11 protein-coding genes are annotated in these 13,319 nt (G+C 69.9%); 4 read left to right on the top strand and 7 right to left on the bottom strand.

Annotated features, from left to right (window positions below; all coding sequences use genetic code 11):
- The 5 genes from K9U41_RS08315 to K9U41_RS08295 all read right to left on the bottom strand — a co-directional run.
- On the bottom strand, positions 1-830 hold an 830-nt coding region (locus K9U41_RS08315; RefSeq protein WP_282640376.1), incomplete at its 3' end, for a DUF4167 domain-containing protein.
- A 565-nt stretch (positions 831-1,395) separates the two neighbouring features.
- Positions 1,396-2,256 (bottom strand): peptide chain release factor N(5)-glutamine methyltransferase, encoded by an 861-nt coding sequence (gene prmC / locus K9U41_RS08310; protein WP_282640375.1) that lies wholly within the window; start codon positions 2,254-2,256, stop codon positions 1,396-1,398.
- A gap of 67 nt (positions 2,257-2,323) precedes the next feature.
- Positions 2,324-3,406 carry a peptide chain release factor 1 gene (gene prfA, locus K9U41_RS08305; RefSeq protein WP_282640374.1) on the bottom strand — a complete coding sequence of 361 codons (1,083 nt, stop codon included), beginning with the start codon at positions 3,404-3,406 and terminating at the stop codon, positions 2,324-2,326.
- 78 nt (positions 3,407-3,484) lie between these two features.
- Entirely contained in the window at positions 3,485-5,752 is a 2,268-nt protein-coding gene (ptsP, locus tag K9U41_RS08300) for a phosphoenolpyruvate--protein phosphotransferase (protein WP_282640373.1), read from the bottom strand.
- Between the two features lie 81 nt (positions 5,753-5,833).
- Positions 5,834-7,093 (bottom strand): aspartate kinase, encoded by a 1,260-nt coding sequence (locus tag K9U41_RS08295; RefSeq protein WP_282640372.1) that lies wholly within the window; start codon positions 7,091-7,093, stop codon positions 5,834-5,836.
- A gap of 406 nt (positions 7,094-7,499) precedes the next feature.
- Between K9U41_RS08295 and K9U41_RS08290 the strand changes: the two genes are divergently transcribed.
- The 3 genes from K9U41_RS08290 (at position 7,500) to K9U41_RS08280 (ending at position 10,804) form a co-directional block, all read left to right on the top strand.
- Positions 7,500-7,922 carry an HIT domain-containing protein gene (locus K9U41_RS08290; protein WP_282640371.1) on the top strand — a complete coding sequence of 141 codons (423 nt, stop codon included), beginning with the start codon at positions 7,500-7,502 and terminating at the stop codon, positions 7,920-7,922.
- 160 nt (positions 7,923-8,082) lie between these two features.
- Positions 8,083-9,018: an NAD(+) diphosphatase gene (gene nudC, locus K9U41_RS08285; protein WP_282640370.1), complete on the top strand. Its 936-nt coding sequence runs from the start codon at positions 8,083-8,085 to the stop codon at positions 9,016-9,018.
- Positions 9,011-10,804: a uracil-xanthine permease family protein gene (locus tag K9U41_RS08280; protein ID WP_282640369.1), complete on the top strand. Its 1,794-nt coding sequence runs from the start codon at positions 9,011-9,013 to the stop codon at positions 10,802-10,804. Before nudC ends, K9U41_RS08280 begins: the two co-directional genes overlap by 8 nt.
- A 33-nt stretch (positions 10,805-10,837) precedes the next feature.
- Here the strand turns inward: K9U41_RS08280 and K9U41_RS08275 are convergent, their stop codons facing one another.
- Both K9U41_RS08275 and K9U41_RS08270 read right to left on the bottom strand, forming a co-directional pair.
- Positions 10,838-11,698, bottom strand: coding sequence for a prephenate dehydratase (locus tag K9U41_RS08275; RefSeq protein ID WP_282640368.1), 861 nt, complete (start codon positions 11,696-11,698; stop codon positions 10,838-10,840).
- Positions 11,699-11,705: 7 nt separating this feature from the next.
- Entirely contained in the window at positions 11,706-12,485 is a 780-nt protein-coding gene (locus K9U41_RS08270; protein WP_282640367.1) for a 3-deoxy-manno-octulosonate cytidylyltransferase, read from the bottom strand.
- Positions 12,486-12,708: 223 nt separating this feature from the next.
- Between K9U41_RS08270 and K9U41_RS08265 the strand changes: the two genes are divergently transcribed.
- Positions 12,709-13,254, top strand: a complete 546-nt coding sequence (locus tag K9U41_RS08265) for a c-type cytochrome (protein WP_282640366.1) — start codon at positions 12,709-12,711, stop codon at positions 13,252-13,254.
- Positions 13,255-13,319 lie beyond the last annotated feature (65 nt).

Raw genomic sequence — 13,319 nt, 5'->3', positions numbered from 1 at the left:
GGGCGGGGCGCCTCGGCCTCCTCGCTGCGGGGAACGCGGGCGGCGCGCGGCGTGAAGCCCTCGCCGGTCTCGTCGCGGTTGCGACGGCGGAACTCACGCGGCGCGCGATCCTCGCGGGGCTCCCGCTGTTCCCGGGGGGCGCGATCCTCGCGGGGCGCGCGGTCCTCACGCTGTTCCCGGGGTTCGCGCTGGTCCCGCGGCGCGCGGTCCTCACGCTGCTCACGCGGAGCGCGATCCTCACGGGGGTCGCGCTGCTCGCGGGGGTCACGCTGGTCCCGCTGCTCGCGGGGCTCACGGGCCTCGCGCTGCTGCTGGGGCTGGTAGCCTTCGCCGCCTTCGTCGTCGCGGTTGCGGCGATAATTGCCCTGGCGGTTGTCGCGCTGGCCGCGATCGTCGCTGCGATTGTCGCGGTTCTCCCGCGCCTCGCGGGGCTGATAGGGCTGCTCGCCACGATTATAGGGTTGCTCGCCGCGGTTGAAGGGCGGCTGGGGTGCATCGAGCGCGCCCACGTCGTCCATGTCCTCGTCCTCCATCTCCTCGTCGCGGCCGAAGCCGGGCGGGGGGGCGAACTGGCCCTGGAGCGATGCGATGAGGCGCAGATAATGCTCGGCGTGCTGGAAATAATTCTCAGCAGCCACGTGGTCTCCGGACGACTGGGCGTCGCGGGCGAGCTGCTGGTATTTTTCCGCAATGTGGTGCGCCGTTCCACGCACCTTCGTGTCCGGGCCGTTCGATTCGTAGACCCGTGTCAGAGGGTTCGAGCTGCGCCGGTTGCCATTGCCGTTGTTGTTACGGCCGCGCATGCGCTGCTTCTGCTGACCATTTCTCATGTGGATCAATCTCTACTCGCCCGGCGTTCACGCCGCCGTCTGCGCCCGGTCGCCATGCGCCGGTGAACTTTCGCAACACGCCCGATGTTTGGTCCGGGCGGCGCACGCCAGGATGCGCGCTGTTCCGCTTTCGCAAGTCATGTTCGCAGGCCAAGAACATCAGCTTCGCGAGCCGCCTGCACCGGCATTCGCGCTGGTCTGAAAGTGCGATCGTTCGTTAAGTCAGGATCTGTCCGATCATCGAGCCCCGTCCCGTGCCCCCCAGCACGGCCGCCGTTACACGATACGCTGCCGGGCCATCCGGCCCGCGCGCGCTCAACACCGTGAAACGATCTCACCGCCGGATGCTGGAATGTGCGCAGCATCCGCGCGCATCATCCCACCGCATCCATAGCGCCCGAAACATCTGCTTGAGATTTCGGAAGCCCGCATCAGCCCCTTGGACCAACGCATCGGTTCGATTCCTGTGGAAGACACTAGCCATTTCCCTCCAAGGTTCCAAGCGGTTTTTTCTCAGTTTGCGCAATGCACGCGCTTTGAGCGCCAGTCGGCGCCACCATGAAACTCACCCGCGTCGGGCGACCAGGGCCCTTGGGATGCCTGAAAGATCGCGCCGCGCGGGACCTGCCACCTCAAGTCCCGCCGCCGCAATCAATTCCGCGACGGCGGGCTCCTGCCCCGCGCCCAGCTCCAGCACCGCGATGCCGCCGGGACGCAACAGGCGCGGCAGGTCGGCGGCGATGGCGCCATAGGCGAGGAGGCCGTCCGCCCCGGCCTCCAGCGCCAGATGCGGGTCGTGCAGGCGGACCTCGGCGGGCAGGTCCAGCATGGCGGAAGAGGTGATGTAGGGCGGGTTGGAGACCACGAGGTTGAAGCCGCCGGCCAACGCCGTTCCCCAGTCGCCGACCACCACATGGGTGCGCGCGGCAACACCGTTGCGCGCGAAATTGCCGCGGGCGGTCAAGGCCGCGCCCTCGGAGCGGTCCACGGCGATGCCGGTGGCGTTGGGACACTCCACCAGCAAGGCGGCGAGGATCGCGCCCGTGCCCGTGCCCAAATCGAGGATCAGGAGCGGCGCGTTTCGGTCGGGCAGTTCGGCGAGGGCCGCCTCCACCAGGGTCTCGGTGTCGGGACGGGGCACCAGGGTGTCGGGGGAGAGGTGAAGGTCGAGGCTCCAGAACTCCCGCCGGCCGCGAATGCGCGCCACCGGCTCGCCGGCAGCCCGCCGTTCCGTGAAAGCGTGGGCGGTGTCCGCCGCTTCGGGCGGGACAAGGGCATCGGCGTGCAGCAGCAGGTCACCCGGCGCGCACCCCAGCGCCTGCGCCAGCAACAGGCGGGCATCCAGGTCCGGCGTCTCCACGCCTGCTGCGGCGAGGGCCGCCGCCATCTGCCGGCGCAGGGCGCCGATGGTCAGGGCTTCAGCCACCAGCGGCGCCCCGGCCCACGCCTCTCCTGCCCACGCCTCTCCTGCCCACGCCTCTCCTGCCCACGGCTCAGGCCTCTTCGGCGGCGGCGAGCAGGGCGGCCTGGTGCTCGGTGAGCAGCGGGTCGATGATCTCGTCCAGCGCCGGGCCGGCAATCACCTCGTCCAGCTTGTAGAGGGTGAGGTTGATGCGGTGGTCGGTGACGCGCCCCTGCGGGAAATTGTAGGTGCGGATGCGCTCGGAGCGGTCGCCGGAGCCCACCTGGCCCTTGCGTTCCGCGGCGCGGCCGGCCTCCTTCTTCTGGCGTTCGTCGTCGAGCAGGCGCGCGCGCAGCAGCGCCATGGCGCGGGCCTTGTTGCGGTGCTGGGAGCGCTCGTCCTGCACCGCCACCACCGTGTTGGTGGGAAGATGGGTGATGCGCACGGCGCTCTCGGTCTTGTTCACGTGCTGGCCGCCGGCGCCCTGGGCGCGGTACACGTCGATGCGCAGGTCCGCCTCGTTGATGTCCACGTCCACGTCCTCCGCCTCGGGCAGTACGGCGACGGTGGCGGCGGAGGTGTGGATGCGCCCGCTGGTCTCGGTGGCCGGCACCCGCTGGACCCGGTGGACGCCGCTCTCGAACTTGAGGCGCGCATAGGCGCCGCGGCCGTGGAGGGCGGCGACGATTTCCTTGTAGCCGCCCATGGTCCCCTCGCTCTCGGAGAGGATTTCCACGCTCCAGCCTTTCTCGGCGGCATAGCGGGTGTACATCCGGTAGAGGTCGCCGGCGAACAGGGCGGCCTCGTCGCCGCCGGTGCCGGCGCGCACCTCCAGGATGATGCCGCGCTCGTCCATGGCGTCCTTGGGCAAGAGCGCGAGGCGCACGGCGGTGGCCAGCGCGCCGATGCGGCCTTCAAGGCGCTCCACCTCCGCCTCGGCCATCTCCCGCATCTCGGGGTCGGCGGCGGATTCGGCCAGAAGCTCGTGGGCGCCTTCCAGGTCGCGCTCGGCATCCTTCAGGGCGCGCACCTGCTCCACCACCGGCGAAAGCTCGGAAAACTCGCGGCCGAGGCGCACATATTCCTCGCCCTCTGCGCCGCGCGACAGGGCGGCCTCGATCTCGGCATGGCGCGCAACCAGTTGGTCGAGCTTGGCGGTGGGCAGGGACGTCATGTTTCTAAAGCGTTTTCCGCACAGGTGAGGCCGGTTTGCGTCCAGGAAACGCGATGAGGCGACAGTTTCGGCGCCGCCCTAGATGGGCAGCCCGCTCGCCTTGGCGAAGGCGGCGAGCGCGGCGCGCGGGTCGGCCATGCCGCTCTTGTCCTCCAGCAGCGGCAGCAGCACCTTGCGGGCGGCGGAGACATCCAGCTCCAGCAGCATCGCCTTCACCGGCCCGATGGAGGCCGGCGAGAGGGAGAGGGCGCGGTAACCAACTGCCGCAAGGGCCACGGCCTCCAGCGGCCGCGACGCCAGCTCCCCGCACAGGGTCACCGGCTTGCCGTGGCGCTGGCCGGCTTCCGCCACCATGCGGAAGGCCCGCAGGGCGGGCGGCGACAACGGATCGAACCGGTCCGCCACGCGCACGTTGGAGCGGTCCGCCGCATAGAGGAACTGGACCAGGTCGTTGGAGCCCACCGAGAGGAAGTCGGCGCGGGAGAGGATCTCGTCCAGCTGGAACAGCAGGGACGGCACCTCCACCATGGCGCCCACATAGACCTTCTCGGGCAGGCCGTGGCCGTGCTTGCGCAGGTGCGTCAGCTCGCGCTCGACGATGGCGCGGGCGCGGTCGAATTCCTCCACCGCCGCCACCATGGGGAACATGATGCGCAGATCGCGGCCGGCCCCGGCCCGCAGCAGGGCGCGCAGCTGGCTGCGCAGCAGGCCCGGCCGGTCGAGCCCGAGGCGGATGGCGCGCCAGCCCAGCGCCGGGTTTTCTTCCTCGACGGTACGCATATACGGCAACACCTTGTCGCCGCCGATGTCGAGGGTGCGGAAGGTGACCGGCCGCTCGCCGGCGGCATCCAGCACCGCGCGGTAGAGCTTCAACTGCTCCGAGATGCGCGGGAAGGCCGAGGCGATCATGAACTGCAGCTCGGTGCGGAACAGGCCGATGCCCGCCGCGCCGGTTTCCGTAACGTGAGGCAAATCCACCAGCAGGCCGGCATTCAGGTGCAATTCGATATGCACGCCGTCCTTGGTGACGGAGGGGCGGGTGCGCAAGGCGGCATACTGGGCCTGACGGCGGGCGCGGAAGCGCACCTTCTCCGCATAGGCTTCCTCCACGTCGCCGGGCGGGCGCAGGTGCACCTCGCCGGCCTGCCCGTCGACGATGACGGGGTCGCCGGGATCGGCAAGGCCCGCCGCATTCTCCACCTGGCCCACGGCGGCGATGCCCAGCGCGCGGGCGACGATGGTGACGTGGCTGGTGGTGCCGCCTTCCTCCAGAACCAGGCCGCGGATGCGCGAGCGGTCGTAGTCCAGCAGCGCCGCCGGGCTCATGTTGCGGGCGACGAGGATGGCGTTTTCCGGCAGCGCCTCCCGCTCCGAGCTGCGATTGCGGCCGGTCAGCTCGCGCAGCAGGCGGTTGGCGAGGTCGTCGAGGTCGTGCAGGCGCTCACGCAGATAGGGGTCGGAGGCGCGCATCATGCGGGCGCGGGTATCCGACTGCACCCGCTCCACCGCGCCCTCGGCGGTGAGGCCGGAGAGCACGGCCTCGCGCATCTTGTGCATCCAGCCGCGGTCGTGGGCGAACATGCGGTAGGCTTCGAGGATGTCGCGGTGCTCGCCGGCCTTGGCGAGGCCGTCATCCTCCAGCATCAGGTCGATGGAGTGCCGCAGCTTGCCGATGGCGGCGTCGAGGCGGGCGGTCTCCTTCACCACGTCGTCGGCGATGACGTTGGTGACCTTGATGCGCGGTTCGTGCAGCACCACGTGGCCGAGGCCGAGGCCATCCGCGAGCGCCACGCCCTTCAGGTGCAGGGGCCGGCGCACCGCCGGCTCGGCGCCGGGCTTGGCCAGCGCGGTGAGTTCCCCCGAGGCGATCATCTCCGCCAGCACCATGGCGGTGGTCTGGAGCGCCTCGATCTCCTCTTCCGTGTAGGTGCGGCGGGCGCGGTTCTGCACCACCAGCACGCCCAGTGTATTGCCGGCTCTCAGAATCGGCACGCCGAGGAAGGAGTTGTAGACCTCCTCCCCCGTTTCCGGGCGGTAGGAGAATTTCGGATGGGCATGGGCGTCCGAAAGCGCGAGCGACTCCGCCTCGCGCGCCACATGGCCGACCAGGCCCTCGTCCACGCGCATGACCGTTAAATGGACCGCGTCCCGGTTCAGGCCTTCGGTGGCATAGAGTTCGAGCGTCTGGTCGACGCGGAGCACATAGACCGAGCAGACCTCCGCCACCATGTTGGCGGCGATCAGCACCACGATCTTGTCGAGGCGGTCCTGCGCGCTGACCGGCTCCGCCATCACCTCACGGAGGCGACGGAGCAATACGCGCGGACCGCCGAGCGCGCCTCGCATCGGCCGCATCCTTAAATGTGGGCGGGTTTCAGGTGCCCGCGGGGCTGTGCGTTGAACGGCGCGCCCCCGCGGGTCCGCCCATCAGCTGTCCAGCCCGTATAGCGAATGGAGAGTCCGAACCGCAAGTTCGGTATAGGCCGCATCGATCAGGAACGAGATCTTGATCTCCGAGGTGGTGATGGCCCGGATGTTGATTCCCTTGCCCGCCAGCGCCTGGAACGCCTGCGCGGCGACGCCGGCGTGGGAGCGCATGCCGATGCCGATCACCGACACCTTGGTGACGTCGGCGGCGCCCTCCACCACCTGGTGGGCGATGGTGTCCCGGGCCCTCTCGATCACCGCCTTGGCGCGTTCGAAGTCGGCGGTGGGGACGGTGAAGGTGATGTCGGTGAAGCCGTCGGCGGACACGTTCTGCACGATCATGTCCACATTGATGTGGGCGTCGGCCAAAGGCCCGAACACTGCGGCGGCAATGCCCGGCTTGTCGGCGACCCGGCGGATGGAGACCTGGGCTTCGTCCTTGGAGAAGGCGATGCCGGTGACCACCTGCGATTCCATCTGGTTTGCCACGATCTCCTCCTCGTCGCAGATGAGCGTTCCGGCCTTTTCCACGTTCGCCGTCTCGGGGGCGTCTGGATCCACGAGGCTTGAGCGCACGAAGGTGCGCACATTATGCACCATGGCAAGCTCCACCGAGCGCACCTGCAGCACCTTGGCCCCCAGCGAGGCCATTTCCAGCATTTCCTCGAAGGCGATGCGGTCGAGGCGCCGCGCCTTCTGCACCACGCGCGGGTCGGTGGTGTAGACCCCGTCCACATCGGTATAGATGTCGCAGCGCTCGGCCTTCAGCGCCGCCGCCACCGCCACCGCCGAGGTGTCCGAGCCGCCACGGCCCAGGGTGGTGAGGCGTCCGGTGGGCAGGTGAATGCCCTGGAAACCGGCGATCACCGCCACCTGGCCGCCGTCGATGGCGGCGCCCAGCTTCTCCCCGTCGATATCGAGGATGCGGGCGGAGCCGTGGGCGTCGTCGGTGGAGATGGGCAGCTGCCAGCCCTGCCAGGAGCGCGCCGGAAGGCCCATTTCCTGGAGCACGATGGCCAGCAGGCCGCTGGTCACCTGCTCGCCGGAGGCCACCACCGCGTCATATTCGCGCGGGTCGTAGAGGGCGGAGGCATCCTTGCACCAGCCGACCAGTTCGTTGGTCTTGCCGGACATGGCGGAGACCACCACCGCCACCTGGTAGCCGGCCTTGACCTCGCGCTTCACATGGCGCGCCACATTGCGGATGCGTTCGATATTGGCGACCGACGTGCCGCCGAACTTCATCACCAGCCGAGCCATCGCTCGTGCCTTTCTTCGCCTGGAAAACGGATGGGAGACGTCTCTGGGCGGCCCGCGCGACAGCGGGCCGGGGTCAGGGCAACGTCATTTTCGCAGGCGCGCCATACCGAGGCGCCGGCGGGCGCGCGGGTCGAGGCGGGTCAATTGGGCCGAGCGAAACATCCCGAAAGTCCTTCCGCGCGGGTTCGATCTAAAGGCGCGCGGTGTGATTGCGCGCCTCCATAGCGGCAAGTGCGCGCGGGGGCAACCGTCCCCGATCGCCGTGCGGCCCGACGTCGCCGGAAGGCAGGGCGCGGCAGAGCGGCTACAACCTTCGGGAAAGCCTTGGCGCGCGATGCGGGTAAAGGTCGAGCTTGTGTGGTTCCCCGTCCCGGGCCATCAAGCTCGATCCCTGTGGAGCCGTTTCATGAGCCAGCACCACGCGTTTCGCCTCGACCCTCGCCTCGAGGCCGACGGACCGGCCGTCGGCGACCTTCCGTTATGTCATGTTCGTCTGGTCGACGATGCCCGCTTCTTCTGGGTGGTGCTGGTGCCGCGCAAGGCCGACATGGTGGAGATCATCGACCTGCCTTTCGCCGACCGGCTCCACCTCATCGAGGAGATTGCGGTGGTGTCGGCGGCGGTCAAGGCAAGCTCCGACTGCGCCAAGCTGAACGTGGCTGCGCTCGGCAACGTGGTGCCGCAGCTTCATCTGCATGTGGTCGGCCGCAACCCGGGCGATGCCGCCTGGCCGGGACCGGTGTTCGGCGTTGGAACCCACGAGCCGCTTCCGGCGGCCGTGCGGGACGAACGCCTCGCTGCCCTGCGCACCTGCCTCGCCATCCTTTAAACCGCTTCGAGCCAGCCCCGGTGGGTCTGGCCCTGAGCTTTGCGTTCACCGGAATGGTGCGACCTTGCCTCCAGGTCTTGCCCATGCGACGGTCCCGCGGGGCCGTGCAGGCGGCCCTCCTGCCAGAATCTGTCGCCCGCCCGGAACCTGTCGCCCATCCATGTCCTCTCCCTCCCGTCCTGAACTCGGCGCGTGGCCGGCCCTCGGCTATGTCGGAAGCGTGCTCGACCGGGCCGCGCACCTGCGCGCCCACGCGGGCGACCGCATCGCCGATCCTGACGCCCGCTTCTATCTGCTGGGCGGCGAACTGGTGGCGCTCAAGGGCGAAGGCCCGGTCTTCGATCCGCTCTTTTCCGCCGGGCAGGCGCAGGCGCTGGGACGCGGCGAGCCGCTTTTTCTCGGCCTCGACGATGGCGCGCCGCGCTTCGCCTTGGCCTTCGATCCCGGCCTCAGGGAAGAGCTGGAAGGGCAGGGGCTGAAGGTCACGGACCTGCGCTCCATCGCCGTGGGCGGGCTGGTGCTGCCGCGCCATCTTCCTCCCGTCGCCTGCGGCAAGGCGCTGTTCGGCTGGCACGGCCGGCACGGTTTCTGCGCCAATTGCGGCACTGCCTCGCGGATCCTCGATGCCGGCTGGCGGCGCGATTGCCCGTCCTGCGGGGCGCAGCACTTCCCGCGCACCGATCCGGTGGTGATCATGCTGACCGCGGCGGGCGACCACTGCCTGCTCGGCCGCCAGCCGCATTTCGCGCCGGGCATGTGGTCGTGCCTTGCCGGCTTCGTGGAGCCGGGCGAGACCATCGAGGAGGCGGTGCGCCGCGAGACGGCGGAGGAGGCGGGCATCGCCACCGGCCGTGTCACCTATCGCTCCTGCCAGCCCTGGCCCTTCCCCATGTCGCTGATGATCGGCTGCCTCGCGCAAGCGACAAGCCGCGACATCGTCATCGACCGCAACGAGCTGGAGGACGCCCGCTGGTTCGGCCGGGACGAGGTGGCGCTGATGCTCGCGCGCACCCACCCCGACGGCCTGTTCGTGCCGCCGCCCATCGCCATCGCCCATCACCTCATCCGCGCCTTCGTCGAAGGCATCGATGCTTGAGGCGAAAGCGCGGTCGCGGTCGCCCCGGTCCCATATCCGGCGGGCGATCGAGCGCCTCTTTCCCGATCCGCGGCGCGGCAGCCGCACCCCGCGGCGCCCGGTGTCCCTGGTCTACGGGCTCGACGACAAGGTGCCGCCGGCCGCCCTGGTGCCGCTTGCCGCCCAGCACGCCATGCTGGCGGTCACCTTCCTGATCTATCCGGTGCTGGCCGCCACCGAGGCGCGGCTGCCGGCGGACCAGATGTCCGCCATGCTCTCGGCCTGCGCCATGAGCATCGGCGTCGCCACCATCATCCAGTGCCTGCGCACGCGCTTCGGCTCGGGCTATCTCGCCGTGCACATCCCGGCGCCGGGGGCCATTCCGCTGGCGGCGCAGGCGCTGATGCTGGGCGGGCTCGGGCTCATGGCCATGACCACGCTGCTGGTGGGCATCTGCCAATTGTTCATGGCGCGGCTGGTGCGGCCGCTGCGGGTGCTGCTGCCGCCGGAAGTGTGCGGCGTGGCGGTGAGCATGCTGGGGGTGTCGCTGGCCGGGCCGGCCCTGCGCCGGGCGCTGGGGCTCGACCACGGGCCGCTGGTGGCGCAGAACGCCAGCCTCGCCAGCCTTGCCACCGTGGGCATCATCGTCGCCATCACCGTGTTCGCGCCGCGGCGGCTGAAGCTGTTCGCGGTCTTTGCCGGCGCCGGCATCGGCTGGGTGCTGGCGCTGGTGCTCGGCGCCGGGCATCCGGAGGCGAACGCGGCCATCGCCGCCGCCCCCCTCGTGGCCTGGCCGACGCTGACGCTGCCCAGCCTCCAGTTCGCCCCGGCGCTGTTCCCGCTGATGGCGCTGCTGGTGATGATGAACCTGGTGGACGTGCTCTCGGTCACCGTCTCGCTGGAGAAGATGAACGACGCCGACTGGCGCCGCGCCGACATGCAGGCGGCCCAGAGGGCGGTGACCGCCTGCGGCATCGGCAACATCCTCAACGGGCTGACCTCGGGCTTCCAGTCCGGGCTCTCCTCCTCGTCCGTGGGGCTGGCCTTCGCCACCCAGTCCACTGCGCGCATCATCGGCATCCTCGCGGGAGCCATGATCTTCGCCATCGCCTTCGTCCCGAAGGCCATCGTGGCGCTCACCCTCATCCCCTCGCCGGTGATCGGCGGCATATTGCTCTACACGTCGTCCTATCTGGTGGTGGCGGGGATGGATCTCGTCACCTCGCGCCGCCTGAGCGAGCGGCGGGTGTTCGTGGTGGGGCTGTCGGTGCTGGCGGGGCTTTCGGTGGCGCTCCTGCCGCTGCGCGACCAGCTGCCGCCGGTGCTCCAGCCCCTGTTCTCCACGCCGCTCACGGTGGGGGCGCTCAGCGCCATCCTGCTGAACCTGCTGTTCCGCATCGGCATCGCCCGCGAGACCGGGGAGATGGTGCCGGACGGGGCGCACGCCTTTCCCTTCACCCGCGACTTCCTGGAACGGCAGGGGGATGTGTGGGGCGCCCGGCGCGACGTGATCGCCGCCGCCATCCCCATTGTGGCGCAGGCGCTTGAACTGGTGATCGATTCGGGCATCGCCGAGGGACCCGTCGAGCTGCGCGCGCGCTTCGACGAGACCCATCTCGACGTCTATCTGCTCTATGACGGCGAGGTGGTGGAGGTGCCGAAGGAACGGCCCTCGCCGGAGGCGCTGCTGGGCGACGCGAAGGAACACGCCTCGTTCGCCGCCTGGATGCTCAAGCGGCTGTCCGATCACGTGCATTTCGGCCGCACCGGCGGCAAGGCCCGCATCGCCCTGCGCTTCGATCACTGACGGAGCGGCGCTCCGTCAGTTCAGAATGTTTCCTCAGAACGTCTCTTGCGCCGCCGCGAACTGCGCCCGGTAGGGGTGGGCGGGATAGACGCCGAGGATGCGCATCTCGCGGGAGAAGAAGGCGAGTTCCTCCAGCGCCAGCTTCACCGGCCGGTCGTCCGGGTGGCCGTCCACGTCGGCATAGAACTGGGTGGCGGTGAAGCGGCCGTCGAGCTGGTAGGATTCCAGCTTGGTCATGTTCACGCCGTTGGTGGCAAAGCCCCCCAGCGCCTTGTAGAGCGCCGCCGGCACGTTGCGCACCCGGAACACGAAGGTGGTGACCACCGGCCCGTTGCCGGCCGGCGCCCATTCCCCGCCGCGGGCGAGGATGATGAAGCGCGTGGTGTTGTGGGCCTCGTCCTCGATGTTCTCGGCCAGGATGTCGAGCCCGTAGATGTCGGCGGCGAGGCGCGAGGCGATGGCGGCGCGGCTCACGTCGCCGGCTTCCGCGATCTCGCGGGCGGAGCCTGCGGTATCGGCGCCGATCACCGCCGTCAGGTTGAGGGTGCGGATGGCCTTGCGGCACTGGCCCAGCGCCATCACGTGGCTCTGCACGCTCTTGAGGGTGGAAAGGCTTGCCCCCTTCACCGCCATGAGCTGGTGCGACAGGGGCAGGAAGTGCTCGCCGATGATGGAGAGGGACGACTGGGGCATCAGGTGGTGGATGTCCGCCACCCGGCCCGCCACCGAATTCTCGATGGGAATCATCGCGTAGGTGGCCGCGCCGCTCTCGACCCCGGCGAAGGCGTCCTCGAAGGTGGCGCACGGCACCGCCTCGAAATCCGGAAACACCTCGCGGCAGGCGATGTGCGAATTGGCGCCCGGCTCGCCCTGGAAGGTGATGCGGCGGATCATGACGTCCTCACTTCTGTTCAGCCAATTCCTGGGCCAGAATCACGCGGGCCCGCTCCAGATGGGCCTGTGTGTCCACCCCCAGCGGCACCGCGTCCACCACGGCCACGTCGATGCGCATGCCGGCTTCGAGCGCCCGCAGCTGCTCCAGCTTCTCGCGCCGCTCCAGCACCGAGGGCGCAAGCCCCACGAACCGGGCGAGCGCCGGCCGGCGATAGGCGTAGAGGCCGATGTGGTGGTAGAGCGGCCCGGTGCCGAAGGGCGCGGTGGCGCGGGTGAAATAGAGCGCGCGCAACAGGTCGTTCGCCAGGGGCGAGCCCACCACCTTGACCACGTTGGGGTCGGTGCGCTCCTCCTCCTCCACGATCTCGGCGCAGAGCGTGGCGATATCCACCGCCGGCTCGGCGAGGGGCGCGAGCGCCCGCCGGATGGTCGCGGGGGCGATGGTGGGCAGGTCCCCCTGCACGTTCACCACCACGTCCACGGCGCCATCGGGGTCGAGCGCGCCCAGCGCCTCGAAGATCCGGTCGGAGCCGGAGGGATGGTCGGCACGGGTCAGCACCGCGGTGAAGCCGGCGGCCCGGACGGCAGCGGCGATCTCCTCGGAATCGGTGGCCACCGCCACCTGCCCGATGGCGGCTGCGGCGGCGCGCCGCGCCACCTCCACGATCATGGGGCGCCCGCCCACGTCGGCCAGCGGCTTGCCCGGCAGGCGGGTGGCGGCCATCCGCGCCGGGATCAGCACGAGCACGCGTTCGCTGGAAAGGGCGGGGGACGTGGCGGGGGACATGGCAGGCGGCGGGTCCCTTCGGGCCGCGTCCGAGGGGGCGCGGGGAGTGGCATTGGGGCGCGCCTTATACGGGTTGCCTCGCTCGGATCAAAGTGGTTAGTGTCGCCGGCGGTGCGCGGGGTTCTTCGCGCGCCGCTCATCGACATGCTTGCACGCCGGGCCGGATCTTTCATCCCATGCGCCGCGGCGGCGAGGATCAAGGGCTCCGAGGGGCGAAGCGCCGATGGACTTTTTTGAATTGAACAAGATCGCAGGTGCGGTTCTGGGTACCCTTGCGCTCACCCTCGGGCTGGGGATCGTGTCGCAGATCCTGTTCGCGCCCGAAGCGCCTGCGAAGCCCGGCTTCGACATCGTCGTGCAGGAAGGCGCCGCCGGCGGTGCCGCCCCGGCCAAGGCCGCGGAAGTGCCGATCGAACAGCTGTTCGCCACCGCCTCCATCGAGAAGGGCGCGGCCGCCGCCAAGAAGTGCGCGGCCTGCCACAACTTCCAGGAAGGCGCCGGCGCCAAGGTGGGCCCGGACCTCTACGGCATCGTGGGCCGACCGGTGGCGTCCGCTGCGGGCTTCGCCTATTCCGCCGCCATGAAGGCGAAGGGCGGCGACTGGACCGCTCTCACCCTCAACGCCTTCCTCACCAGCCCGAAGACCGCGGTGCCCGGCACCGCCATGGCCTTCGCCGGCATCCCGAAGGAAGCCGAGCGGGCGGACCTCATCGCCTATCTCAACAGCCTGTCCCACGCCCCCAAGCCGCTGCCGACCGCAGCGAAGTAGGGGTCGGGCACGCGCCGCTACGCCGGCGGCGCTTCCCCCTTTTTCACGCCATTGTCATCCGCATC

Source organism: Xanthobacter autotrophicus, assembly GCF_029991245.1.
Lineage (GTDB): Bacteria > Pseudomonadota > Alphaproteobacteria > Rhizobiales > Xanthobacteraceae > Xanthobacter > Xanthobacter autotrophicus_C.
Note: the sequence above shows the minus strand (reverse complement) of the source record. Positions and strands in the feature narration are given on the sequence as shown.

Coding starts and splice junctions, on each gene's coding strand:
- prfA (WP_282640374.1), bottom strand. CDS start 3,406: ATGACGTCCCTGCCCACCGCCAAGCTCGACCAACTGGTTGCGCGCCAT.
- ptsP (WP_282640373.1), bottom strand. CDS start 5,752: ATGCGAGGCGCGCTCGGCGGTCCGCGCGTATTGCTCCGTCGCCTCCGT.
- K9U41_RS08295 (WP_282640372.1), bottom strand. CDS start 7,093: ATGGCTCGGCTGGTGATGAAGTTCGGCGGCACGTCGGTCGCCAATATC.
- K9U41_RS08290 (WP_282640371.1), top strand. CDS start 7,500: ATGAGCCAGCACCACGCGTTTCGCCTCGACCCTCGCCTCGAGGCCGAC.
- nudC (WP_282640370.1), top strand. CDS start 8,083: ATGTCCTCTCCCTCCCGTCCTGAACTCGGCGCGTGGCCGGCCCTCGGC.
- K9U41_RS08280 (WP_282640369.1), top strand. CDS start 9,011: ATGCTTGAGGCGAAAGCGCGGTCGCGGTCGCCCCGGTCCCATATCCGG.
- K9U41_RS08275 (WP_282640368.1), bottom strand. CDS start 11,698: ATGATCCGCCGCATCACCTTCCAGGGCGAGCCGGGCGCCAATTCGCAC.
- K9U41_RS08270 (WP_282640367.1), bottom strand. CDS start 12,485: ATGTCCCCCGCCACGTCCCCCGCCCTTTCCAGCGAACGCGTGCTCGTG.
- K9U41_RS08265 (WP_282640366.1), top strand. CDS start 12,709: ATGGACTTTTTTGAATTGAACAAGATCGCAGGTGCGGTTCTGGGTACC.